The sequence below is a fragment of the Campylobacter massiliensis genome (genome assembly GCF_014253065.1).
Taxonomy (GTDB): Bacteria; Campylobacterota; Campylobacteria; order Campylobacterales; family Campylobacteraceae; genus Campylobacter_A; species Campylobacter_A massiliensis.
This window is the reverse complement of the sequence record NZ_JACLZK010000001.1, coordinates 915263-939414: the sequence shown is the minus strand read 5'-3', so window position 1 is coordinate 939414 and position 24152 is coordinate 915263. Positions and strand designations below refer to the sequence as shown.

General features: G+C 42.9%; 22 protein-coding genes and 5 tRNA genes. 20 read left to right on the top strand and 7 right to left on the bottom strand.

Annotation, left to right across the window (positions count from 1 at the left end):
- The first annotated feature begins 19 nt into the window (after window positions 1-19).
- From H7R39_RS04400 to H7R39_RS11270, 17 genes are all read left to right on the top strand, one after another.
- The gene (locus H7R39_RS04400; protein WP_185898117.1) at window positions 20-688 is read left to right on the top strand and encodes a DNA alkylation repair protein; all 669 of its coding nucleotides are present in this window, start codon (window positions 20-22) and stop codon (window positions 686-688) included.
- A complete protein-coding gene (locus H7R39_RS04395) occupies window positions 685-2010 on the top strand; it encodes an MATE family efflux transporter (RefSeq protein WP_185898116.1) in 1326 nt (441 codons plus the stop codon). Before H7R39_RS04400 ends, H7R39_RS04395 begins: the two co-directional genes overlap by 4 nt.
- 108 nt (window positions 2011-2118) lie before the next feature.
- Window positions 2119-2196: transfer RNA gene (locus tag H7R39_RS04390), tRNA-Pro, on the top strand.
- Window positions 2197-2207: 11 nt separating this feature from the next.
- Window positions 2208-2284, top strand: a tRNA-His gene (locus tag H7R39_RS04385).
- A gap of 5 nt (window positions 2285-2289) precedes the next feature.
- Window positions 2290-2366: transfer RNA gene (locus H7R39_RS04380), tRNA-Arg, on the top strand.
- A 12-nt stretch (window positions 2367-2378) separates the two neighbouring features.
- A tRNA-Arg gene (locus tag H7R39_RS04375) sits at window positions 2379-2455 on the top strand.
- Window positions 2456-2470: 15 nt separating this feature from the next.
- A tRNA-Leu gene (locus tag H7R39_RS04370) sits at window positions 2471-2555 on the top strand.
- Window positions 2556-3595: 1040 nt separating this feature from the next.
- Complete coding sequence (locus H7R39_RS04365; RefSeq protein ID WP_185898115.1) at window positions 3596-4033, top strand: TonB-dependent receptor plug domain-containing protein; 438 nt, start codon at window positions 3596-3598, stop codon at window positions 4031-4033.
- 71 nt (window positions 4034-4104) lie between these two features.
- On the top strand, window positions 4105-5691 hold the full coding sequence (locus H7R39_RS04360; protein ID WP_185898114.1) for a TonB-dependent receptor: 1587 nt from the start codon (window positions 4105-4107) through the stop codon (window positions 5689-5691).
- Between the two features lie 31 nt (window positions 5692-5722).
- Window positions 5723-6469, top strand: coding sequence for a DUF4198 domain-containing protein (locus H7R39_RS04355; RefSeq protein WP_185898113.1), 747 nt, complete (start codon window positions 5723-5725; stop codon window positions 6467-6469).
- Window positions 6470-6536: 67 nt separating this feature from the next.
- Window positions 6537-6764, top strand: coding sequence for a FeoA family protein (locus tag H7R39_RS04350; protein WP_185898112.1), 228 nt, complete (start codon window positions 6537-6539; stop codon window positions 6762-6764).
- Complete coding sequence (gene feoB / locus H7R39_RS04345; protein WP_185898111.1) at window positions 6755-9259, top strand: ferrous iron transport protein B; 2505 nt, start codon at window positions 6755-6757, stop codon at window positions 9257-9259. Before H7R39_RS04350 ends, feoB begins: the two co-directional genes overlap by 10 nt.
- A 30-nt stretch (window positions 9260-9289) precedes the next feature.
- Window positions 9290-9598, top strand: a complete 309-nt coding sequence (locus H7R39_RS04340; RefSeq protein ID WP_185898110.1) for a hypothetical protein — start codon at window positions 9290-9292, stop codon at window positions 9596-9598.
- Window positions 9599-9671: 73 nt separating this feature from the next.
- Window positions 9672-9812: a FeoB-associated Cys-rich membrane protein gene (locus tag H7R39_RS04335; protein WP_185898109.1), complete on the top strand. Its 141-nt coding sequence runs from the start codon at window positions 9672-9674 to the stop codon at window positions 9810-9812.
- A gap of 808 nt (window positions 9813-10620) precedes the next feature.
- Window positions 10621-10950: a plasmid mobilization protein gene (locus H7R39_RS04330; protein ID WP_185898108.1), complete on the top strand. Its 330-nt coding sequence runs from the start codon at window positions 10621-10623 to the stop codon at window positions 10948-10950.
- 57 nt (window positions 10951-11007) lie between these two features.
- Window positions 11008-12084 carry a relaxase family protein gene (locus H7R39_RS11275; protein WP_228724721.1) on the top strand — a complete coding sequence of 359 codons (1077 nt, stop codon included), beginning with the start codon at window positions 11008-11010 and terminating at the stop codon, window positions 12082-12084.
- A 3-nt stretch (window positions 12085-12087) separates the two neighbouring features.
- Entirely contained in the window at window positions 12088-12681 is a 594-nt protein-coding gene (locus H7R39_RS11270) for a hypothetical protein (protein WP_228724726.1), read from the top strand.
- 160 nt (window positions 12682-12841) lie between these two features.
- Here H7R39_RS11270 and H7R39_RS04320 read toward each other — a convergent pair whose 3' ends face one another.
- The 6 genes from H7R39_RS04320 to H7R39_RS04295 all read right to left on the bottom strand — a co-directional run bounded on the left by H7R39_RS04320 (window position 12842) and on the right by H7R39_RS04295 (window position 19689).
- A complete protein-coding gene (locus H7R39_RS04320) occupies window positions 12842-13072 on the bottom strand; it encodes a helix-turn-helix transcriptional regulator (protein WP_185898107.1) in 231 nt (76 codons plus the stop codon).
- Between the two features lie 222 nt (window positions 13073-13294).
- Entirely contained in the window at window positions 13295-14227 is a 933-nt protein-coding gene (locus H7R39_RS04315; protein WP_185898106.1) for an Abi family protein, read from the bottom strand.
- Window positions 14228-14337: 110 nt separating this feature from the next.
- Entirely contained in the window at window positions 14338-15438 is a 1101-nt protein-coding gene (locus H7R39_RS04310; RefSeq protein ID WP_185898105.1) for a tyrosine-type recombinase/integrase, read from the bottom strand.
- A gap of 1526 nt (window positions 15439-16964) precedes the next feature.
- On the bottom strand, window positions 16965-18425 hold the full coding sequence (locus H7R39_RS04305; RefSeq protein ID WP_185898104.1) for an aldehyde dehydrogenase family protein: 1461 nt from the start codon (window positions 18423-18425) through the stop codon (window positions 16965-16967).
- 566 nt (window positions 18426-18991) lie between these two features.
- A complete protein-coding gene (gene bcp / locus H7R39_RS04300) occupies window positions 18992-19489 on the bottom strand; it encodes a thioredoxin-dependent thiol peroxidase (protein WP_185898103.1) in 498 nt (165 codons plus the stop codon).
- Entirely contained in the window at window positions 19486-19689 is a 204-nt protein-coding gene (locus H7R39_RS04295; RefSeq protein ID WP_185898102.1) for a tautomerase family protein, read from the bottom strand. Before H7R39_RS04295 ends, bcp begins: the two co-directional genes overlap by 4 nt.
- A gap of 201 nt (window positions 19690-19890) precedes the next feature.
- Between H7R39_RS04295 and H7R39_RS04290 the strand changes: the two genes are divergently transcribed.
- The 3 genes from H7R39_RS04290 to H7R39_RS04280 all read left to right on the top strand — a co-directional run bounded on the left by H7R39_RS04290 (window position 19891) and on the right by H7R39_RS04280 (window position 23090).
- On the top strand, window positions 19891-21663 hold the full coding sequence (locus tag H7R39_RS04290; RefSeq protein WP_185898101.1) for an aryl-sulfate sulfotransferase: 1773 nt from the start codon (window positions 19891-19893) through the stop codon (window positions 21661-21663).
- A gap of 252 nt (window positions 21664-21915) precedes the next feature.
- The gene (locus tag H7R39_RS04285; protein ID WP_185898100.1) at window positions 21916-22569 is read left to right on the top strand and encodes a thiol:disulfide interchange protein DsbA/DsbL; all 654 of its coding nucleotides are present in this window, start codon (window positions 21916-21918) and stop codon (window positions 22567-22569) included.
- Window positions 22569-23090: a disulfide oxidoreductase gene (locus H7R39_RS04280; protein ID WP_185898099.1), complete on the top strand. Its 522-nt coding sequence runs from the start codon at window positions 22569-22571 to the stop codon at window positions 23088-23090. Before H7R39_RS04285 ends, H7R39_RS04280 begins: the two co-directional genes overlap by 1 nt.
- A 375-nt stretch (window positions 23091-23465) precedes the next feature.
- Here the strand turns inward: H7R39_RS04280 and H7R39_RS04275 are convergent, their stop codons facing one another.
- The gene (locus H7R39_RS04275) at window positions 23466-24152 is read right to left on the bottom strand and encodes a response regulator transcription factor (RefSeq protein ID WP_185898098.1); all 687 of its coding nucleotides are present in this window, start codon (window positions 24150-24152) and stop codon (window positions 23466-23468) included.

Below are 24152 nucleotides of genomic sequence, written 5' to 3'. Positions count from 1 at the left end.
AAAGAGCAAAGGAGCTAGCGTGGACGTAAAAGGCGAATTTTTAGAGATTTTAGAGAGGCTTAGGAGCGAAAAGCTAGCGGCGTTTTCGCAAAAACTCATCAAAAGCCCCGAAATTTTAGGCGTAAAAACTCCCGAGCTAAGACGCCTGGCAAAGCAAAATTTCGCTCGGCTAAATTTAGAACAGATCGCTGCTTATGAGCCGTTTTTTCACGAGGAGTTCATGCTAAAGGGCTTTTTGATAATGCTCGTTAAAGACGACGAAGCTAAATTTAAGCTAGCTAGCGAGTTTATCAAAACGATGCCAAACTGGGCTGTGACAGACGGCTTTGAGCCTAAATTCAGCGAGGCGCGCTACGTGGATGCGCTGCTAAAGCAGGCTCTAGACTCAAATTTAGAATACGAAAAGCGGTTTTTCTACGTTTATTTTATGCGTAATTTTAATTCGCTTCCGCTTGAGCGGTTTTTTGAAATTTGCGCCGAGGAAAAGGATGAGCGCTACTACGTGCAAATGGCGGCTGCTTTGTGTTTAGCCGAGGTTTTTATCAAATTTGACGGCGCAGGGCGAGAGCTACTGGAGAGCGGCCGACTGAGTAAATTTACCCACAACAAAACGATCTCAAAGATCCGCGACAGCTACCGCGTACCAAAAGACGTAAAAGACGCGCTTTTGGAGCTCAAAATCAAGTGAATCTCACAAAAGAGCCCATAAACAAGCTCGTGCTGCGCCTAGCCGCGCCCGCGGGCGTTGCGATGAGCTTTAACACGCTTTATAACGTGACGGGCGTGTTTTTTGCCGCGCGCATATCAATGCAGGCGCTGGCGGGCTTTTCGATGAGTTTTTTGCTCTACATCAGCGTCGTGGGCGTTGGGCTTGGCTTTGGTTCAGCACTAACGGCGCTTGTGGGCAACGCGCTTGGCGCTAGCAAGGATCGGCTAGCTAAAATTTATGCCGCAAAGGGCGTGTTTTTCGTGCTTCTTTGCGCGCTTTTTATGGGGCTTTCGGGCTTTATTTTCACGCCGCATTTGCTTAAAATTTTAGGCGCAAACGATGAGTTTTTGCGCGAAGCCATGGCGTATAACCGCGTGATATTTCTTGCCTCGCCGTTTTTCTTGCTCATAAAATCTCTAAACGGCGTGCTGGTAGCCACGGGCGACACGAAGAGTCTGCGAAACTGGCTTTTTGCCGGACTTTTTATAAATTTGGGCTTTTGCTTTTTTTACGTGGATTTTTGCGGGCTGGGTATCGGCGGGATAGCGCTGGCGACGGCCTCGGGGCAGCTTCTTTGGTCGCTTTTTTTTGGCGTCAAGGGCGCAAAAACGGGTATGATAAATTTTTTTAATTTACGCTCATTTGCGCCCGAGCTTGCCATCTACCGTAAAATTTTAGCCCAAGCCTTACCCGCGTGCCTAAACTACCTATCGATGTCGCTTGGCGGGCTCGTGCTTATGCATTTTATCAGCCGTTACGGCACGCATGCGGTCGCAGGTTATGGCCTAGCTCTTCGCATCGAGCAGATCGTCATGCTGCCCACGACTGGCATCGCGTCGGCGGTACTTGGTATCGTATCGCAAAACTTCGGCGCGCGCGAATACGCTAGAGTGCGCGGCTGCTACGCCTATGCAGTCAAATTTTTAGCGCTTTACTGCATTTTAACGGCGGCTTTTTGCCTTGGGCTCGGCGGGATTTTGGTCGGCTTTTTTGACGAAACGCCCGAAGTCGTAAACGCGGCAAAAAGCTATTTTGCGGTAAATTCGCTAGCGTTTATAGGCTACGCGCTCATAAATCTCTCCGGCTCGACGCTTCAAGGCGTAAAAAGACCCGCGGCGGTTTTTGTTTTAAATTTTACCCGTCAGATAGTGCTGCAAATCGCGCTTTACTCGCTTGTGGCGGATGTTTTTGGCGGCGAGTTGCAAGATATTTTTAAGGCGATGTTTTTTAACGTTTGGCTGATCGGGTTAACTTTTTTCTTTTATACAAAATTTGTTCTTGGCCGAATTTGTGCGGCTTGAAGCAAAAATTTTCGCAAATTTTCAAATTTAAGCTTATTTTTCTTGACATAGCGTTTTTTTTTGGCTACAATGCGCCTTTTCAATAAGTAGGCTAAACTCGCAATGCCTCGGGGTGTAGCGCAGGCTGGTTAGCGCATCTGGTTTGGGACCAGAGGGCCGAAGGTTCGAATCCTTTCACCCCGACCATTTGTTAGATGGTGAGTGTAGCTCAGTCGGTTAGAGCATCAGATTGTGGTCCTGAGGGTCGTGGGTTCGATTCCCATCACTCACCCCACTTGGGCGCTCGTAGCTCAATTGGATAGAGCGACAGACTTCGGATCTGTAGGTTATGGGTTCGACTCCTATCGGGCGCGCCACTTTGTTTTTATGCGCTCATAGCTCAGCTGGATAGAGCAACGGCCTTCTAAGCCGTAGGCCTCAGGTTCGAATCCTGATGGGCGTACCACTTTATTATTGTTGTGCGGATGTGGTGAAATTGGCAGACACGCCAGACTTAGGATCTGGTGCCCCACGGCGTGAAGGTTCAAGTCCTTTCATCCGCACCATCCAGAAGTCCCTAAAATACGATATTTCAAGACTTAAGATTTCAAAAGGTAATCCGATGGGTAGCCCAAACTTCATACTGTTTAGCTTCTAAACCAATTTTTAAAAACTACTATATTATCTGATTGCTTCTTTGTAAAGATGCGAGAAAGTACATTTTTCTAAAATGGTATGCTTTTTGTATTTTTTCTAGATTTAAGAATCTTATATAAGCTGGTGTTTAAATTTTAGTATCACTATAAGATGATATCGTCGTAAAACCTTAGCCAAAATAAACAAATAGCCTGACAACTATTATAGCAATCAGCCTAATTTAAAAAACAAAAGGCTATTTTTATATTATTGGTGATTTTTGATGCTTGCCTTGGTTGTATTCAAAAAGAAAATCTAAAATATGCCCTAGGATCGTCGCTAAATAAATTCGGATCGTTTATTATATCGCTATCCTTATCGGCTTTGGTTTGATATCGCTTTAGTATCCGGAGCCATTTGATATTTCCTTAAGCTCCCGATTGATTCTAATTTTTATCAAAAAAGCCCTGAAATACGAGATTTGAACTTATTTATATTTCTATTTTATTCTATTTCTTTTTATTTTTTGTATCATAGTTCCGAAAAAAAGCACTTAACTCAAGTTTATGGTATCTCCTAAAATGATATTTTTAAAAGAGATTTCATGTTTTTTCGGAACTATGATACAAAAACTTCGCATGTAAAAACTAGTTTATTTTGCAAGCAAATCAAAATGACTAGTTATCGGTTTTATATAAGTTAATTACTGTAATTGCAATAACTAATTTATAAGTAATAAAATTGTAGAAATAATCTGACAAAAATAGCCATTTATAAATAATTTCTCTTGTATTGAATATTACGTATTATTTATTATTTTATAAAATGAAATCGTATAACTCCTTATAGACAATGATTATAAAAATATATAGTATTATTTTTTTATAAAAATTTTATTATTATAGTATTGACAACGATTATCTTATTTGTTATAATGCCGCCATTAATTTTTTAAGTTTAGGGAGCAAATATGAAAGCATTTTCTCTATCTAGACTAACAGCCGCTCTTTTAGTTCTTACTAATTCGGCTCTAGCCGCAGAAGATATAACGCTTGGCGAAGTTGCAGTAACCGCAAATAAAATCAGTGAAAATTTAAAGGATGTGCCTCAGAGCATCAGCGTAGTGAATAGCTCCGAGCTAGAGGAGCGAGGCGTGAAAAATGTCGAGGAGTTGGTAAAAACTATACCAAACATCACGGGTGTGGGTGGAATGTATGAGGGTATAAGTACAAGAGGGCTTAATCCTTCTATATATACGAGTTCTAATCCCGTCACGGTCTACATCGGCGGCGTAGCTCAAAGCAACAAAGACGCAGCCTATATTCCTATTACAAATATCGAACGCGTCGAGGTTTACGAGGTCCTAGCAGCGCTATCTACGGCAAAGATTCGATCGGCGGTATCATAAATATCGTCCTAAAAGAGCCGACTAACGAGTGGAGCGGTAGCGTAGGCGCAGAATACGGTTCTAGTAAATATATGCTAGGGCTTTTTGAAACCAGCGGTGCGCTTATAGACGATAAGCTATTTTTAGGCTTAAACGGCTCGGCGTCTAAAGAGGATGGCTGGATCATAAACGATCTAAATGGTGAAAAAGCCAATGACAAGAAAAATTATAATTTCGGACTAAATTTAAAGATAGTGCCGACGGATCGCTTTACGATCAAAATTTACGGCGACCTTTTTCATCGCCAGGACGACTCGCTAGATGAGCTTTTTATTCCGAAATCAAAATTGGGCAGCATATCAAAAGATGAGGCCAAGCATATAAATTTAGAAACTCCGGCCCGCGTTAAGCAAACCTCAACCTCAGGAGCTCTAGACTTAAAATACGAATTTGACAAATTTGACGTAACCTCATCCACAACTTATCGTAAGGTTAAAAAAGACGGACTTTACGACGAAGACTTCGGTAGCAAAGCAACCTATCTCGATCCTGATCACTATGGACTAGTTACATTTTTAAATGCTAAAAATGATACTATTTCCGAAGAACTTAGATTTAGCGGTACGGACGAGCAAAGTTTTAAATGGGTCGGCGGGCTTTATTTTGAAAACGAAAAACAAGTATTCGGTCCTATCGGCGATCAGTATGGCGATAGCGGTAGGACGATAGTGGAGGACTGGCCGTCAATAAACCGCTCGCGAACGGCATCCGCATTTGGCCAAATAATCTATCCCGTTACGAGTAAATTTGACGTGACGCTAGGCGGTAGATACCAGCAGATCAAAAAACATACTATGGTCGATTATTTCTCGTATGAGCTTGGGCAAAACCCTGGCGCACCGGTATTTTCGATGGATGAAAAAGAGACGTTTAGAACGTTTCTGCCTAAATTTGCTCTCGGATATGATATTACCGATGAGCTAAACATCTATGCGATGTATTCAAAGGGCTATTTGGCGGGCGGCTTTAACTTCTACACCACCGGCGGTAGCAGAGAAGATAATAAATTTGACGCACAGACAAGTGACGACTATGAAATCGGTGTAAAAGGCTCATACGATAACTTTAGATTTTCTACGGCACTATTTTATATGGCTATCAAAGGCACGCATATATTCTACACCGACCCGAACAATACTAATATCTACTACGTTGCAAACGCCGATAAAGCGACATCGATGGGTGCCGAATTTGAGGGGATCGTAAGGGTCAGTAAGGAGCTTGATATAAATTTGGCTGCAAGTCTACTTAAGACTAAATACGGCGACTATATTAACAAAGACGGCACGAATAATAAAGGCAATAAAATCGAGAAAAACCCGGAGTATAAGCTATCTTTGGGTGCGTCTTACTATGCCCCAATGGGTGTTTATGCAAGGCTTGACGGAAATATGATAGGTAAGACCTATTTTGATGCGCAAAATAAACTTGCCCAAAAGAGTTATTTTACGGCAGATGCAAAAGTGGGCTATCTAAAAGATGGCTTCGATGTATATTTTTACGTCAAAAACTTGACCGACAAAGAGTATTTCTCACACATTAGAGATAGGGCTCGCAACGTCTTAGCAACTTATGGTAAGGGCAGGATGTTTGGTGTCGGCGTAAGATATAGTTTTTAATTTTAACGAATTTCACTAAAAAGGATATAAAATGAAAAAGAGTTTAGCTCTATTGGCGGTTTTTGGTGTATTTATCGTAGCTGGAGGACATGATTTTTTGCTATTTTGTGGAAACGGCGAAAAAACCAGCGGGAATATAGGTTTTGGGCATGATTTCCCAAAATCAGAACCCATAGACGCCGAGCGCGTAAACAATTTTGAGGCGCCCTTGATCCTTGGTAAAGACGGCAAGGTCACGCTAAAACAAAGCGGAGAGAACTATCACTACGAGGGCGCGAAGCTAAAAGACGGTACGTACGCGATTACCGGCGAATACAAGCCTACGTTTTGGACGGAAGATGCTGATGGCAAATGGCACATGGGCGGTACTAAAAAAACAATAAAAAATGCTAAATTTTGCCGCCGCGCTACGATGAGCGCAAAGAGCGTCATAAATGTCGGCGCAGGAGATGACTTTATAACCAAATCCACGGGGCAACGCCTTGAGATTGTGCCTTTGGAAAATCCGGCCAAATTTAAAGTCGGCGAGCCGTTTAAAGTAAAGGTGCTATTTGAAGGAAAGCCTTTAAAAGTCGCTACCATTGACGGCACGTTTGACGGATTTTTGAAAGACAAAAGCGCGTTTCATGCAACGACCGATCTAAAAGGAGAAACCGAGGTTTTAGCGCTTAGACCAGGGAAATGGGTGCTAAAAGTAGTGCATAAATTCCCTTACGCAGACGCTAAAAAATGCGACGAAGAGACAGCTATAGCCTCTTTTACTTTTGAGATAAAATGAGTTTTATTAAATTTGACCGCTTTAGCAAAACAGAGGCGGTCAAATTTATATATTTAGGGAAAAGCGTATGAATCTTGGCTCTGCACAGGCTGGAATTTTATATAAGATAAAAGAGCTCAAAGCCGAAGGCAAACTACTTCAAAAGTTGCTCGATATGGGCTTTATAAACGGAGCCGTCGTTGAGGCGGTAAGACTCGCTCCGCTTCTTGATCCCATAGAGTTTAAAATTCAGGACTGTTTGATATCGCTTAGAAAAAGCGAGGCGGCTTTGGTGGAGATTGAAGTTTGCAAATAAAAGTAGCGCTTGCAGGGCAACCAAACTGCGGCAAATCCACCGTATTTAATATGATAAGCGGCATACGTCAGCATATCGCAAACTACCCAGGCGTTACCGTCGATAAAAAATCGGGATTTTTTAGCATCGCAGACGTGGACGTCGAGATGGTCGATCTGCCGGGCACTTATTCGTTTAGTTCGTATTCGCTTGAAGAAAAAGTCGCGAAAGAATTTATCGTAAACGAAAAGCCTGACGTTATTTTAAACATCATCGACGCTTCAAATTTAAAGCGAAATTTATATCTAACCTTTCAGCTGCTTGAAATCGGCGTCCCGGTCGTCATCGTCTTAAATATGCTAGACGTAGCCAAAAGACGCGGCATAATCATAGATGCCGGCAAAATAGCTAAAATTTTAAAATGTCCCGTAATCTGTGCTAGCGCGTCAAAGGGCGAAGGCAAGGCTGAAATTTTAGACATTTTAAGAAATGCTAAAAATCTAAAACAAAACTACAAAGAATTTAAGGTAAATTACGAGGATTTGGAACCTTTTGTTTTAGAGCTACAAAATAGCGTCTCTTTAGATGAAGGAGTAAGCGCAAGATGGCTTTGTGTAAAAGCCCTTGAAAACGACGCTGCAGCCTTAAATTTGCTAAAAAACTCTAACACCGAGATAGAAAATTTAACGGCCGAGCAAAGGGCTAAATTTAATGAAAAAACCGGCAAAAGTATTGAGGGATATTTGGCTGCACTTAGATACGAAAACGCTAGCATAGTCTTTAGCGAGTGCGTAAAAGAGACCAAGAAAAATCAAGCCACGCTAACAGACAAGATAGATAAAATAATCCTAAATCGCTGGCTTAGTTTTCCGATCCTTTTTGCCATTATTTTTGCGATTTACGAGAGTAGTATAGTTTTTGGTTATAAGCTCACGAACTACACTTGGCCGCTGCTTGCGGCTATTAAAAACTTTGTGGTTGATATTACGCCTGCGGCAGATATCGCTAAAGTGCCGCTCATAACAGACGCCGCTATATGGCTCGTAAATTCCGCCGTCGCGCTTTTAAACTACCTGCCGATATTTTTTATACTTTTTGCAATGATCGCGATTTTAGAGGATGTCGGATATATGCCAAGGATGGCATTTGTCTTAGATAAAATTTTTAAAAAATTCGGCCTACACGGGCAAAGCACCTTACCGCTGGTGCTTGGCGGGGCATTTGTAGGAGGCTGTGCGGTGCCGGGCGTCATGTCTACTAAAGGCATCGCCGACGATAGAGCTAGGATGGCTACCATCCTCACCGTTCCTTTGATGAACTGCCTAGCTAAGGTGCCTTTTTACACGCTACTTTTGGGTGCGTTTTATACGACTGCGACTGTGGCAGTGGATGGAAGCAAAAGCATAAATACCTCGCAAATGAGCGTGATGATGTTTTATATCTCGACCGTTACGATCCTGGCTGCGCTTTTGATAGCTAAATTTTTAACTTCGACGATTTTAAAGACGAGAGAGACGGCACCCTTTGTGATGGAGTTGCCGCCCTATCATATGCCGACGTTTAAGGGCGTCGTAATAAGAGCGTGCGAGCGCGTGTGGCTGTATATCAAAAAGGTTTGCACGATCGTCATCGCAGTAGCCGTGATACTCTTTGCGCTTTTGCAGTTTCCGGGACTTTCAAACGAAAAGCAGGAGCATTATGCAAACGAAGAGGCCAAGGCTCTAGCGAGTTTTGAGGCGGCTGCGAAAAAATCAAGCTATTACGCGAGCGTAGATAGTAGAGAAAAGGTCGCGCAATTACTAAATTTCTATGACGGATACAAAGCTAAAAAGATGGGCGGAGGCAAAGGCGTAGACGAAAAATATGAGGCCGAGAACCCCGAGTTTTACAAATTTATAATGCCAAAAACCGATCAAGACGCAAAGGCGATAAATTCTGCACTTAGAAAGCTCTCGACGCAAAGAAAGACGATTCTAAGAGAGCAAAAAAACGACAAGATAGAAAGCTCGCTTCTTGGCATGGCTGGACGTGCGCTTGAGCCTATATCAAAATTTGCAGGGTTTGACTGGAGGATAAACGTAGCATTTTTAAGCTCGTTTGCCGCCAGGGAGTCTGCAGTGGCGACGCTTGGTAGTATATACGAAAGCGGTAAAGCCACCGAAGCAAGTAGCGGAGAAGAGATGAGGCCTGAGGAAGCAATGAGGCAAAGTAGCGGCTATACTCCGCTGCATGCGGCCTCAATCATTATATTTATGCTTTTGACGCCTCCTTGCATAGCTACAATGATCGTAGTAAAAATGCAAACAAATAGTTACGCATGGATGGCGTTTGGGATATTTTTCCCTTTTACTCTAGCGCTCGTAGTTTCGTCGCTATTTTTCACTCTCGCAAATAGCTTTGGCGTAGGCGGTCTAACGGCTATGGGGATATATTATTTTATACTTTTGTTTTTTATAATCATTTTAGGATTTATGCCGCAAAAGCGCCTGAACTGGAGCGGTGGCTTAAGAAAATAGGTAAATTTAACTTTTTAAAAAGGAGAGAAAATGAAAAAGATTTTATTTTCATCGGCTTTAGTTGCTCTTGTGAGCCTACCGGCTTTTGCGCATACGGCGCTTATGAGTTGCATAGATAACGGCGATGGTAGCGTTACGTGTGAGGCGGGATTTAGCGACGGCAGTAGCGCTAGCGGCGTGGAATTTAAGGTTTTACAAAACGGAAAGGTTATTATCGAGGGCAAATTTGACAAAGATAGTATGTACACTTTTAAAAAGCCCGAGGGCGAATATAAGGCTAGGATGTTTGCGGGCGAGGGACATGAAGTAATCGTTGATTCTAAAGATATCTCTAAATAAAACTTCAGCGGGTTGTCTCCAGTTAAATTTTGATGTAAATTTAGCGCGACAACTTGCCCTTTAAAGGAAAAATATGGCTTGGTACGAAGCTGTGATTTTGATCGTGCTAGCAGTCGGTGCGGGGTATTTTGTTTATGCAAAAGAGTTTAAACAAAAAGACTGTGGCTGCGGTAGCGGTAAAAACTGTTGCTCAAGCAAGAAGAGATACGAATAGTGCCCCATAAACGGTGATTTTATTTTAAGTAATTTTTTAAAACGTAGTATCTATAAATATTTATTAGATGTTATGATAATATTTACTATATTTGCATGCCACATTATACTGTTTTGGGCGTTTTTATAAAGTCGCAAGATTGATTTGTTAATTATTGTCTATGATAAGCTTTCTTTCCTTTTTGTAATAGCTCTTTCTTTATTTCTACCAAATAGGGCAAATAGGGCGAGCATACTCTACGTGGCCACAAAACGTTACCGTTTTTTGCTTACGTAGAGGCTCGCAAGGAGAGTTTGCCGCCCCCTTGACCCACGCTTTTGCTCCGAGTGTATTTATTGAAAACAGCCGAACCGAGTAGGCTGTTTTCAATAAATATTTAAACTTACGGACATATTTCCGTAAGAGCTCGGAGTGATTGTCGGTTAATTTTTTATTTTGTTTTTTTGTTTAAAAAAACAACGTTATCTGTTGTCGTTATTGTCTGCGCATACCATAAACTAAAAATATGTTTTTCTATACGTTTTATAACGGAATTCAAGGAAAAACCAAAATTAAGTAAAATTTAACCAAACTCGTAGCGTAAAGTGCTCTGTATTGCGTAAAATAGGGCTTTTAAAGCATTTTTGTAGTGTGTAGCTAAATGCCCGTTTGTTTCTTTTTCCGATCCCGTACCTATTTAACATGTATAAATACGTTTGTATGCGATTGCTGTCAAAATATTCAGAATTTTTATTTGCGATCCTAGCTTTAACTTGACCTATCGCCCTTAAACATATATCATGCATTTTATCAAGACGCGGAGATATTTATGAATCAGAATTTTCACAAAAAAAGAAAAATCACTAAAACTATATTCAAAAGACTTAGACTTACGCCCGACGAATGGTCGGCTATCGAAAAGAAGCTAAAAGAAACAGGGATGACCTTTTCAAAATTTGCCCTAAGTTCAATGCTGTCCAGGCGAATTAGACTTCCTATCGAAAGGGAGCTTTTGACCGAGCTATCCAAGCAAGGAAACAACCTAAACCAAGTGGCCGCCAAGCTAAACAGCGGCGAGAGTTTAGATAGAGTGGGTCTTATAATTATTGCCGAGAATAACTCTGTATTGCGTCGAATTTATAAAAGATTGGGGAAATAGTGAACTATATCAATCAAGACCGCTACCTCACAAACATAAAGAAAGCTATTAACAACTATGCTAGTTAAATTCCTTCCAACCTACACCGGTGGCGGTCTTGGAAGTATAAACTATCTACTAAACGAAAGAAAAGCGGCTGGAACGGCTAAGGTCGTAAAAGGCGACGAGAATTTAACCAGAGCTATTATTAAAGGAATCGACTTTAAGCAAAAAACATGCTTTGGAGTTTTGTCATTTGAAGAGAAGCATGACTTCTTAACCGAAGAGCAAAAGCTAAAAATAATAAAAGATTTCGAGCGCGCATTGCTCGGGGATTATATGCTAGAGCGGGTAAATGTGCTCTGGGTCGAACATTCCGACAAAGACGGAAGACTCGAGTTAAATTTCTTGATCCCGAAAATCGATTTGGTAACCGGCAAATCGTTTAACCCCTACTTTGACAAGTATGATCAAGGTAGAATCGATCTGTTTAAAAGAATCGTTAATGACGAGTATAATCTTTCAAGCCCCGACGATCCCGCAAGAGAGCAAACGATATCGGCTAGCAAGAAAAACATAGGACACTATCAAAAATTAGAAGAACTTGATAAAAAGCTACACGAACTAGTAAGAGAGGGCTACATCAAAAATAGAGATCATATGATAGAGCTTCTTAATCAAAGCGGCATTGAAGTAACTAGATCGACAAAGAAAAGCATAACTGTAGTACTACCTAATCAAAAAACAAAAAATCGTCTCAAAGGAGGAATATACGATGCAAATTTCACAGGCGCTCAAGCACTTGGAGAGCTCAGCCAAAGCTCAAGCAGAAGAATTCGAGAGTTCCATAATAGGAATCCACAAGAGGAGCTTAAAGGGAATAGGCAAAAACTTGAAGAGCTCATTAGAAAGCGAGATAAATTCAATAGGCAAAAATTTGGAATCCAGCCTTCAAGAAATTATATCGATCCAAAGCAAGAACAAAAGATGGATATTAGCGCTCACGGCTACGATAGCGCTGATAATCGGAATGGCGGCGGGATATCATATGCGCTCTTATTCGGTGGAGCTGCAAATCAAGAAAATGAGACCGGATGCCATCAAGGAGCTGCAGGTGCTTTTGGACGAACAAACAAAAGAGATGGAATCAATTAGAGTTTGGACGATACCGCAAGCTTGGAGGCATTCGGAGCCAGAAGCGGACGGAAGGATGCGGTACTATATATCGATCCCTCGAAGCAAGGAGATCTTCGAGCAAAACAACAAATACTACATACTTATGAGAACGGAATAGAAGATGACAACATTAGAAGAAGCATTGCTAGAAGAAAACGAGAACTTGACGCAGATGATCAAGAGCGAAAGGAGCGAACACGAATTGCAAAAGAAGGCCTTGATCGAAAAATACGAGAAAGAGATAACGAGTTTGCAACAAGACAAGACAAATTTGATAGATCGCATGCAACATTTGATGAACGATTGAGTGAACAAGATACACGAATTGTCGCAAGCGCAAAAAGAAAGATACGAGAAATCTTTGGAGTCTTTAAGAAAGAAATTAATAAGTGTGCAAGAAGAATTCAAAGAACTATCGAAAAGATACGAATCTTTGAAAGAGAAATATCAAGAATAGTAGTTGACGAACAGTATCTTAAAAACAAAAATATCGAGATGTCATTTGATGCAGATGATGAACTGCTGAAAGTCCTAGGCCAGGAGAACGAGAGTGTATGGGGAATGGATACGAGATAGAATCTGATGGTTTTATCTGTTTGGCATTATGCTCCCAGTTGAAATCCAAAGATAGATTTGCTAGGTTTATTTTTTAGAGCTTGGGTAGGCCCAAAAATAGGCCTACCCAAGGGTACCTCAGCTTTATTTTAATACCAATTTCGTTATCTGTCCATTTATATTATACAGATTCAGCATCTAAAATATATTGCACTTGATCTCTATCCACTTCGTGCCTGGCTATCCATTTTTCTATTTTTTCTCTATCGTATAGAACTTTTCTACCACCCAGCTTTATATAAGGCAAGATGCCTTTTGATCTCCAAATGGATTGAGCATCCGTACCGATACTAAGGAGAGCTTCAAATTCCACAGGGGTTATAAACTTTTTTTGACAAGGATTTATTTGCATTTTTTTCCTTTATAAATTTTATACCCATCCTATCATGTGACAAACCTTAAGTCAAGCAAAAAGTCGGTTCGCCAAAGATATTTTACTGTTTTTTATTTTGAGGTAATAGTATGGTAATTGGAGGATTGTTAAGTATGATTTTTAGGTGCGAAGGCTACCGAAGTAGCCTAAGACCTACGCCGTAAGGCGCGTACAAGTATGCGAATACTACAATATATTCTCTTAAAAGTGTATAAAATTTCTTTTTATGCTTGCTGAAGATTTTACCAAGAAGGCGTAGGTACTGGTTAGTTTATTGTTGGATTCATAAAATCCTTTATGTTTTCTAGCTCTTTTAAGCAGGCTCATTAGCTCTACTACTGTAGCTTTTTTCATGGGTTTGGTTTTGCAAAGTATATTAAATATCAAAAAAGAACATAAAAAGTTATTTATAAATGGATTTTTCATTTTATTTTCAACGCTTTTTTTCGATGATCTTAGATGTAAATTTAAAAAATCCATAATCTGATAAGTCGGTCTAAATTTGTCGATAGGGTTTAGATTGTTTATCAAACAGTTATTGTGCGCCGCTGCATTTCTAATAAACTGCACTGATGTTAGCATGTTTTTTATTTTTATGTATTCTTGATTTGGAAATTTTTTATAATAAAAATCGCAAAAATTTGTAAAGTTTTTAAACTCCAATATCTCGATTAAATTCCATATCGATAGGTCGACTCTATATTTATTAATAATATTGTCTTTGGCTGTAAAGTCGTGTTTGCTATAATTTAAAAAATAGTTTTTCTGTTTGGGATTGGCATTGAGATAATCATCTACTATCGAGTATCCATCGCACTCATCTTCATTAAAATCCCTTAATAGCTTAGTTTTTAAAAGATGCTCTATATTTAAGGTAAGAGTTAGGATAAATCTGCGAAGATGCATATCTATAGTAGATAGCTCCTTTAAATAGGCAAATTCTAAATTTATGTATGTATCATCGTCTCGCTTGGTGTAATTTTTAGCATAGGCTTTTATTTTAAATAGGTAACTATTGTTGGTTAAAAAATCGATAGCCGATTCTTTATCGCATATATTAAATTTTACCCCTTTGGTTTCCAAGTAGACGACTTGCCGGGCTATAGATAACTTTGGTTTATTAAATTTATCCAATTTTTTATTCTTTACAATTATATTGTTTCATTATATCATATTTTATATATTTAGCCTCTCGTTTTGCTTTGCCAGTATTTTGCTCTAACCGTCATTTATACCCCAATCTTTTAGTGGCTACTAAATTTTCTATCACTTGCGAGCTTTTCTGGGTCGCTTTGTAAGTATCGACGCCTAGATAGTGTTGCATGGGTCGCTAGTTCTTCGTGTAGTAAAGTGCCCGACATCGTATGGATATCCGCGCTAGCTTCCGCAAGAGTACCGACCACTATATCTCTCGCCATATGCAGGTGAAAATTTTCAACACCCGAAAGTTCTCTGATTTTTTTAACTTGTCTGTCTAGATTAACTATCGTCTCGCCGCTTACGGGGCTGGCAAACACTAGCTCGGCTACCCTCGGTATCTCTTGTAGCTTGGATGCTATAAAATTTGGGATGGCTACGATATAGTCGTTAGAGTTTTTTGTCCTCTCTAAAAGCATAGTGTTGTTGCTGAAATTTATGTTTTTCCATTTTAGGTTTAAAATTTCGGACTTTCGCCTGCCCGTAAAAATCAGGGCAAAAAGCGTCCAATAAAAAACGTCGTCGGCGTAAAGTTCATCAATGGCTGAAAATAAATTTCTGAGCTTATTCGAGCAATTGATGACTTTTGATTTTTTCTCGATCTTGTCCAACTTTAAACCAAACGTTGGCTCGAAAGCTAGAGCCCTATGAATAAGCGCGTACTTAAACATAGGGCGTAAAATTTCTTTTATCGTTTTGTTGTATGTTTTTGGCGATAGTCCCTTGTTTCGCATGGAGTTGTAAAAAATTTGAATATGGTCAAGCGTTACCTTTTCTATTGCCAGCGAGCCTAGAGAGCTATTTTTGATGTGATTGTTAAACATCGCCGCTAGCCCGGTCGTAGCTTTGGTTTTTGCTCTGGTTTCCATATATAAATCCCAAAGCTGTTTAACTTTGATGTTTGGCTGGATTCTAGAAACATTAGACGCCGCCATATCTTTGCCTTTTGCCCACTCCGTAAAAACTGCCATAGCTTCTTGTAAATATTCCCGCCCGGTCCATTTTTCTCTTACGGCTATTTCTACTACCTTAGTGGCTCGCCTTCCGTCGCTACTTCTTTTTCTGAATAAAAACTTATTCGTATGATTTTTACTCACGTAGATATTTGGAACTTTCGTCTTTTTGTATTCGCTTAGGCTGATTGACATTTGAGTCCTTTTTAAAATCCTTTGCGCCGCTTTGGGTAACCCACTGGGTAACCCATTTGGCGATAGAATTATAATTCTAAAAAAAGTTATAATCAGCTTAAAGTATCGTATTTTAGGACTATACAAACTTATATAATCCTTAATAAATCTGCGGCGTATTTTTTCAAGTCCTTTCATCCGCACCATCCAAATACTATTTTTAAAATCCAAACTTCTTTCTAAAAAAAGACAATTATTTTTATAACCTCTTTATAGCTGTATATGGCAAGATACTTTTTAAACGTTCAAGGTTTTGCGCAGAGTTCAAATTGTTTTTAGCTTTTAGCATTGAAATTTGACTAAATTTGCGCCGCAGCGTGCTACGATATGGATTAATAAAATTTCAAACCGCTTGCTGTAAAATTTCCGTAATTTTGCTACCTATATCAGCAAGGGAGTCTATCGCGAGTCAAATTTTAAGCGACAACCTAAGCTAAATTTATAAAAAATTGGGCGACGAAATGGAAAACTTAAGCGTACAGCGCGTCGCGGTCGGGCTATTTTTTAACGGGTGTAAAGCTAAGCAGCGGCGTTTGCGGCGTGAGTTACACTCTGCCAAAGTTCTTTCCGCAGGCCGTTTGCTGCCCGTCACAAGCTACGATAATGCTAAATTTCGGTAACATCTGCGACAAAACGTAAAGCTCTTTTAAAAGATCTATCCAGCGACAGCCCTATCAAAAAACCATCCCCATAGCCTGTCTAAACACGCTTTCACAGACGTGCTGCGAACGCTCGGGTAGTCCGTATGCGACCAAATTTAGGCCGATCATTTTGAAGAGCTAGCTATCAAGTGCGGCTCGTTTGGCATTATCGTGGGTGCGCTGGCGCCTTACATCAAATTTATGATAAAAAAACGGTCTTGATTTTCGTATCTTGGAGCTTGATAAGAGCGCACTAAAAGTCAATGAGCTCAAGTATTTTTACCGCAAGAAGAGTCTGCCGACGCGATCGGGGCGGCCGACAATCTCAGCTCAGCATAACCGTCGTCACACTATCAAAAAGGACACGCCAGAGGGGATCCTGAGCCTAAAAAAGAGCGGTGCCGACGTCATCGTCGTCGGTTTGACCGTCTCGATGTATCCAAGGCGTTTTTTGATAGAGGCGCGAGCTGCGCGGACGGTATTTATACTACGCGCGCGGACGAGCTTTTAGACGTGATCGCGCAGGCGGGCTTGGGGTGTCGTTTTTCGGCAAATTTGCGAAAAACTCGTGATGAGTCGCGAGAGCCAGGCTTCTAAAATTTAGAAATTTAGCAATGTAAAAGCATAAAGCTAAATTCGGCCAAAATTTGATGATAAAATTTGCAGCCTAGAGGGCGATTTTATTTCGGTGCAAAATAGGCTATTTAACATTAAATTTGAGATTTACGCGGATAAAATCGGTTCTAAATTTATGCAAATTTACGAGAGCTTCGTCAAATTCAAAAAATTAAAAACCCGTACAAAAGGCCGAGCAAATCGCCCGACCCAAATTTGTGCTAGCAAATTTTAATAAAACGAACTAACCTTGCCCGTCAAATTTACCATGATATTTTTCATCTGAGTGTAGTGCTCAAGGATGATTTTGTGCGTTTCGCGGCCGATGCCGGAGCTCTTGTAGCCGCCAAAAGGGCTGCCCGCCGGGATCTGGTTGTAGCAGTTTATCCACACGCGGCCCGTCTCCATCGCGCGAGCGGTGCGGATGGCGCGAGTGATGTCCTGCGTGAAGACGCCGCCGCCCAGGCCGTATTCGCTGTCGTTTACCATCTTGATGAGCTCGTCCTCGTTTTTAAATTTGATCACGACGCCTACCGGGCCGAAGATCTCCTCTCTGGCTACGCGCATATCGTTGCTCACGTCCACTAGCAGCGTCGGCTCGACGAAGCTATCGCCTGCGGCCGCTAGTTTGCCTCCGACGGCGATTTTAGCGCCTTCTTTGACGCCGATGTCGATGTACTCGACGATCTTGGCGGCTTGTTTGGCGTTAATTTGAGAGCCCATTTGCGTCTTTGGATCGAGCGGATCGCCGACTTTTAGATTTTTAAATTTCTCCACAGCCGCTGCGATAAATTTATCGTAAATTTTCTCCTCGACAAATATCCTACTGCCCGCGCAGCAAACTTGCCCTTGGTTAAACAAAATGCCCATCTGAACGCCGTCTAGAGCTAGATCAAAGTCCGCGTCGGCGTAGATGATGTTGGCTGATTTGCCGCCTAGCTCGAGCGTTGCGGGGATGATTTTTTCAGCCGCCGAGATAGCGATCTCGCGTCCGATCTCTGTCGAGCCGGTAAATGCGATCTTGTCGATGCCGCTATGTTTTTGCAAAAACGCTCCGGCGCCGCTGCCTTTGCCCGTGATTACGTTTACTACGCCTTTTGGTAGCACGTCTTTGATGAGGCGCATTAGCTCGAGTACGCTCAGACTGGTCTCAGACGACGGTTTTAGCACGCTCGTGTCGCCGGCTGCGATGACTGGAGCTAGTTTCCACGCCGCCATCAAAAACGGGAAATTCCACGGTACGATCTGTGCTACGACGCCGATAGGCTCGCGCAAGATTAGCGAGAGGTGCTTTTCCTCGAGTACGTTTGCGCTGCCTTCTTCGCCCTGGATCACGCCTGCAAAATACCTAAAATGCTCCGCCGCGTACGGCACGTCCACGTTTAGCGTCTCGCGGATAGGCTTGCCGTTATCCATCGTCTCGACCGCGGCCAAAAAGTCCTTGTTTGCGTCGATTATATCGGCGATTTTGAGCAAAATTTTGCTTCGCTCGCTCACAGTGCTATGGCGAAACGTCTTAAACGCTTCTCGAGCGGCCTTGACCGCGGCGTCCACGTCCTCTTTGCTCGCGTCCGCGATCGCGGCTAGCTTTTTGCCGGTGGCCGGATCAAAGGTATCTAGTGTCTTGCCGCTACTTGCGGGGACGAATTCGCCGTTTATAAAAAGGCCGTATTTTTCTTGTAACCTAACCATTTTTTCTCCTTTAAAATTATTTAATAACTGAAATATTACTCCTCCATTATAAATATTTTGATAATTAGAAAATAATCGTTATCAAAAATTTGAGCTGGAATTTGACGGGATTTAGATTAAATTTGCGGGGAATATTTTAAATTTGATCCGCTGAGACCCATATCGCTTAAACTCGCGACGCTTTGCGTCAGCAAAGCTATGTCGCCACCTTAAAAGCGTCGTAGGGGGGGGGATTAAAGGGGGGGGAGCGACTTCGCAATTTAAGCCCCCACCCTTACAATAAAGCAAAAACAACCCTTGAGCGGTTGTTTTTGCTCAAAGAAACTCAAAAACTTAACTAAGCTAAATTTAGCGTTTTTGCGGTGCGGGTCTCGGTGGGTAAAATTTAAAACCAGATTTTTACAAAATTTGACTTCAAATTTGAACGTAAAAAACAAGGCAAAGTATTTTGAGATGGATTTGAATGTTGTGAAGCAAAAATGAGCAAGGCTAACCACGTAGGTTGCCGCAGCGATATTTTTGCAAACTCATTCAAAGACGCTCAAAAGCCAAGCCGCTAAGCAAATTTATTTAACAAGATCAGCTAGCACCTTCGCCGCATGCTCCTTGGCCTTCACGCTCTTATACACCTTCGCGATCTTGCCGTCTTTACCGATCACAAAGGTCGAGCGCGCGATGCCTAGATACTCTCTGCCGTAGTTTTTCTTTACCTGCCAGACGCCGTAGAGTTTGGCGACTTCGTGCGCGGGGTCGCTTAGCAGGATGTGTTTTAGGCTCTGTTTTTGCGCAAAGCCCGCGTGCGACTTGACGCTATCGGGACTAACGCCTACGATCACGGTATCTTTGGCTATAAAGTCGTCGTAAAGTGCGCTAAATTCGCATGCTTCGGTCGTACAGCCGGGGGTGTTGTCCTTTGGATAAAAGTACAGCACGACGTTTTTACCGACGAAGTCTTTTAGGCTCACGCTTACGCCGTCGCTGTTTTCTAGGCTAAACTGGGGCGCCGTATCGCCCGCTGTTAGCGTGATTTTTCGCTCCAAATCTTCTTTAGAAAATTCGCTCATTTTTGCTCCTTTCTAATCTCCTCAAGCGTCTTGCCGCCCGAGCCTATCGAGCTTGCGTCGTATGTTTCGATATAAATTTGCACTCGTTCGCGACTTTTACCCAGTACGCGTACCATAGTTTCGGTCATCTCTTCGACTAGCTTTTGCTTTTGCTCTTTTGTCGGCTCCGGGCCTGCCATTTTTACGTTTATGAAAGGCATTTTTTCTCCTTAAATTTGATAAATAGAAACTAATTATATCAAAAATTAATCAGTTGCCCAGCTCGTTTGTGCGTTAAAATTTAAGCCTTTATATTAATATTTAGCTTTAAATTTGATATTTAAGTAAAATTTAAAGCTAGTATGATTATTATGTGATTCGGTGGTAGTAAAATTAGATAAATTTACCCAAAAGGAACGAATATGCGTAAGAATTTTTTCGGTTCTATCGTTTTGGCTGCGGCTTTGGCAAGCGGCGCGTTTATAGCGGTGCCGCAGACTGCGAGTGCGGGCGTTTTGGCACATCAGGTAAAAACCCAAGGCGAGCTTGGCTCGGTGTTTATCAACCCATACGACGTGGCGCCTCTAACGGCCGTTATTGATCGTGCGGGCAAGGACATCAAGGATATCCACGTGCGGGTTCTGGGCAAACCTAACGGCGGCATCGACATCGCCTATAACGTCTCCGAGCATGCGCTACTGACGCATGACGGCGTGCCGATCTGGGGGCTGTATCCGGACTATCTAAACGAGGTCGAGGTAAGCTACGTTTTTAACGGCGAAAAGAAGGTCGAAAAGTATAAAATTTACGCTCAGCCGATCGTGACGTATAGCCGTGATTATAGATTTAGCCATATGCAAAAGATGAAGGTTAAAAAGGTCGATCCTGCGTTTAAAAATAGACTCTATCTCATCAACAACACCATCACGAGCGTTTATAAGCCGCTTGATTGGAAAAACGGCGGTGCCGCTAGCTGGAATGATTTCACCGAAAATTTCGTCGTCGATACGCAGGGCGAGGTCAGATGGTATCTGGACTATCAGAAATTTTACGACCGCAGCGAGCGCAGGGTTATGGACGGCGGCATGATGATGGGCTTTCATCAGCTGCCAAACGGCGATCTGAGCTGGGGTATGGCACAGCGATATATGCGCTACGATATGATGGGCAAGGAGGTGTATAATCGCGAGCTACCGCGCGGCTACATCGACCTTAGCCACGAGGTGATGCCGCTAAAGGGTGATCACTTACTGCTTCGCGTCGGCAAATACAACTACCACCACGCAGACGGCAGGATCTCGCACACGATCAGAGATCACATCATCGAAGTGGACGGCAGCGGCAAGGTCGTGGACGAGTGGGATCTGAATGAAATTTTCGGCAAAAACGTCTACCGCAGCAGCCTCATCAAGGCTCTTGACGCTCGCGCCGTGTGCCTAAATATCGACATGGACGCCAAAGAGATCAAGATCAGCGACGATCTGCCATTCGGCGACGTGACTTCGACCGGCACGGGACGCAACTGGGCGCACGTAAACTCGATCTCGCACGATCCTAGCGACGACGGTATCATCCTCTCGCTTCGCCACCAAGGCATCGTTAAGATCGGCCGCGACAAAAAGGTAAAATGGATCCTCGCATCGCCTGAGGGCTGGAGCGCAGACTTTAAGGAAAAAGTGCTAGTACCAGTGGATAAAAACGGCAACAAAATCAAGTGCGAAAACTCAAAATGCGAGGGCGACTTCGACTGGTCGTGGACGCAGCATACCGCGTGGCTAACTCCGCGCTACGACAACAAGGGCCCAGTTAAGCACATCAGCGTATTTGACAACGGCGACGGCCGCGGCATGGAACAGCCTGCGCTAAAAGAGCAAAAATACTCACGCGCGGTCGAGTATAAGATCGACGAGCAAAAGGGCACCGTCGAGCAGACGTGGGAGTTTGGCAAGGAGCGCGGATTTGACTTCTATAGCGCGGTTACGAGCATCGTGGAGTGGCAAAAGGATAAAAGCACCTACTTCATCTCAAGCTCGAACGTCTATCTGCTAAAGCCCGATAAAACGATCAAAATGGTGCTTGTGGAGATCGATCCGAAGAGCAACGACGTCAAATTTGAGATGGACGTGGAGTCCGCGTCTAGAGACGACGTGGCATACCGCGCGCTGGTGATCGATCCGAATATCTTTAACTATTAAATTTGACCTTTCCGGTTTAGTTTTTCTAGCCGCCGTCAAAATCGGGCGAGCGGCTGGATTTAGGATTTTGCGGCGAGTAAAATTTGAGAGAAAATTCGGCTCGCCGCTTTGTTTAAATTTAACCCGCTTGCCGAAATTTTATCCGCAACGCCGTCAAATTTAACCCGTCAAATTTGCCGAGCTTAGCCCGCTTAATCTCAAATTTACCCTTTATTTTATACAATCTTTAAAAATTACCGTAAAGGAAATTCGATGAAAGCGATCTCCAAGATTATACGAGCTCTAGCCGCCGTTTGCTTGCTCGGCATCGGTGCAAACGCGCTAGAGGAGGGCACGGACTATCAGACGCTAGAAAAGCCTCTAAGCGTACCAAAAGATAGCGTCGTAAAGGTCTTTAGCTACGAGTGCGTCCACTGCTATAAATTTGACCGAACCGTCACGCCGAAGCTATTTAGCGAGCTAGACGGAGTCAAATTTATCCCGTACCACCTAAAAACCAAAGGCAAGCTGGGCGAAACGGCGAGCAAAATTTTTGCAGCGATGATCGTTTTGGACGAGGCTAACGACGTTAGTTTGCTAAGCGACAAGTCTAAATTTAAAAAGGCCAAATTTGCGATCTACAAGGCCACTCACGATAAGGACGACGATTTTAACGGCGGCAAAGATAAGGCTAGGTTTATCAAAGAGGCACTTAGCGCGGCAGGCGTGAACGACGCGGACTACGACAAGGCTCTAGCCAGCGAGCGTGCGCAAGAGATCCTAAAAACATGGGACGATAGCTACGACGTGGCGAAGATCCAAGGCGTGCCCGCATACGTGGTCGGCGGTAAGTACCTGATCAACGTGAAGGCGATCGGTTCGGTAGACGCGATGGCGGCGGCAGTGAGGGAGCTGCTAGCAAAATAATGGACTATAATATCGAAAACAAGGGCTTTGTCTGCTTTGTTTATAACTTGCAGCGAAGGCGGGTATTTTGGGCGGCGTTGCTCGCGATTTTGGCGGTCAAATTTATCTTGTGCGAGCTGTTTTTAGGCGGCACGGTAGCTGACGCTCTCGTAGTAAAGCTACGCTTTGCGACGCTGTTTGCGGCGTTTGGCGTATGCGTAGCGATGTGCGCGCCTAAGGTATTTGGCATCAAGCTCGCGGGATTTTTCCTGATTTTTTTGGGCGTGATATTTGGGCTTGATTACTCTACGAGCGATTTTAGTGGCGTTAGCGAGATTAGCTTTCCTTTCGCGCTACCGCTAAACGAAATTTATCCGAGCCTTTTTGCGCCTGATTTTAGCGCGGCAAACGAGGCGGGATTTATCAAAATTTATGCGTGGGCGAATTTTGCGTTTTTTGCGGCGTTTGGGGCGTTTTGTTTGGTGATGATTTTGAGTTGGTTTGTGTATAATGCGCGTAGCAGCGAAATTAATCAAATTTAAAAATCTGAGATTCCCCGCGCTTGACGGATTTCAAAAGTAGTTTTTGATTAAGGCGCTCGGTCACATACTATATGTATGCTCCCGTCACTCCTAATCAAAAGCTATTTAAACTACGCCTACCGACGTCTGGAATATTTATCTCATATCCTGCTAAATTTACAAATTTAAAAACTCGAATTTGACATTTTTGAGGGGCGGGTCTCGGCAACTCAAATTTGTAAATTTGACCCAAAATTTGACTGCAAAAAAACAAGGCGAAGTATTTTTGTCATAGACAAGGCGGATAAGCAAGGGCAAAGGAGCGTATATATAATACGTGACTGCAGCCCGCAGCGAAATCGGGCGCCGTATAGGGCAAAAAGACAAGCCGCAAAGTTAAATTTGATCGCCGCTTAGCAGTATATATCCACTTTCGCTGATATTTTTAAACCTCACCCCCAGCTCCCGCTTTAGCCTCAGCACGACGTTTTGTATCGCGCCCTTGCTAGGCAGCTCGCCCTCATAGACGAACTCCTCTATCATCTCGTAGCTTACGAGCTTGTTTAGATTATACGCAAAGAGCCAAAAGAGCTTGTTTTGCAAAAATGATAGATAAATCTCCTCGCCGTTTTTGTAGATTTTTTCTTTGGCGAGATTTATGCTGGTTTGTGGGCTTAAGCGCACGAGCTTTTCGCCCTTTTCGTAGGTTAGAGCCACGAGCAGGCGGCAGAGTGCGGCGATATCGACGGGCTTTTTTAGAAATGACGCTGCGCCGTGTTCAATGCTTTTGATGAGGTTGTCGTCGGTATCGTAGGAGGTAAAGACGATAAATTTTTGCGTGGGTTTGATGCGCAGTATCTCTTTTATCATCTCAAAGCCGTTCATCGCGGGCATGTGGATGTCGGTGATGACGACGGCGGGAGCTAGCTTTTTAAAGCGCTCCAGCCCCTCCAGCCCGTCCGCCGCGCCCCAGACGCTTAGGCAGTAGGGCTTTAGCCCGCCTATTAGCAGCTCTCTTGCGATCTCGTCGTCTTCTACGATGAGGACGGTCAGGTCTTTAAGCAGCTTTAAGTGCTCTTGCAT

Excerpts from the sequence above, each read along its gene's own strand:
- H7R39_RS04365 (WP_185898115.1), top strand. The coding sequence starts at position 3,596 with ATGAAAGCATTTTCTCTATCTAGACTAACAGCCGCTCTTTTAGTTCTT.
- H7R39_RS04360 (WP_185898114.1), top strand. The coding sequence starts at position 4,105 with ATGCTAGGGCTTTTTGAAACCAGCGGTGCGCTTATAGACGATAAGCTA.
- H7R39_RS04355 (WP_185898113.1), top strand. The coding sequence starts at position 5,723 with ATGAAAAAGAGTTTAGCTCTATTGGCGGTTTTTGGTGTATTTATCGTA.
- H7R39_RS04350 (WP_185898112.1), top strand. The coding sequence starts at position 6,537 with ATGAATCTTGGCTCTGCACAGGCTGGAATTTTATATAAGATAAAAGAG.
- H7R39_RS04340 (WP_185898110.1), top strand. The coding sequence starts at position 9,290 with ATGAAAAAGATTTTATTTTCATCGGCTTTAGTTGCTCTTGTGAGCCTA.
- H7R39_RS04335 (WP_185898109.1), top strand. The coding sequence starts at position 9,672 with ATGGCTTGGTACGAAGCTGTGATTTTGATCGTGCTAGCAGTCGGTGCG.
- H7R39_RS04330 (WP_185898108.1), top strand. The coding sequence starts at position 10,621 with ATGAATCAGAATTTTCACAAAAAAAGAAAAATCACTAAAACTATATTC.
- H7R39_RS11275 (WP_228724721.1), top strand. The coding sequence starts at position 11,008 with ATGCTAGTTAAATTCCTTCCAACCTACACCGGTGGCGGTCTTGGAAGT.
- H7R39_RS04320 (WP_185898107.1), bottom strand. The coding sequence starts at position 13,072 with ATGCAAATAAATCCTTGTCAAAAAAAGTTTATAACCCCTGTGGAATTT.
- H7R39_RS04310 (WP_185898105.1), bottom strand. The coding sequence starts at position 15,438 with ATGTCAATCAGCCTAAGCGAATACAAAAAGACGAAAGTTCCAAATATC.
- H7R39_RS04305 (WP_185898104.1), bottom strand. The coding sequence starts at position 18,425 with ATGGTTAGGTTACAAGAAAAATACGGCCTTTTTATAAACGGCGAATTC.
- bcp (WP_185898103.1), bottom strand. The coding sequence starts at position 19,489 with ATGAGCGAATTTTCTAAAGAAGATTTGGAGCGAAAAATCACGCTAACA.
- H7R39_RS04295 (WP_185898102.1), bottom strand. The coding sequence starts at position 19,689 with ATGCCTTTCATAAACGTAAAAATGGCAGGCCCGGAGCCGACAAAAGAG.
- H7R39_RS04290 (WP_185898101.1), top strand. The coding sequence starts at position 19,891 with ATGCGTAAGAATTTTTTCGGTTCTATCGTTTTGGCTGCGGCTTTGGCA.
- H7R39_RS04285 (WP_185898100.1), top strand. The coding sequence starts at position 21,916 with ATGAAAGCGATCTCCAAGATTATACGAGCTCTAGCCGCCGTTTGCTTG.
- H7R39_RS04280 (WP_185898099.1), top strand. The coding sequence starts at position 22,569 with ATGGACTATAATATCGAAAACAAGGGCTTTGTCTGCTTTGTTTATAAC.
- H7R39_RS04275 (WP_185898098.1), bottom strand. The coding sequence starts at position 24,152 with ATGCAAGAGCACTTAAAGCTGCTTAAAGACCTGACCGTCCTCATCGTA.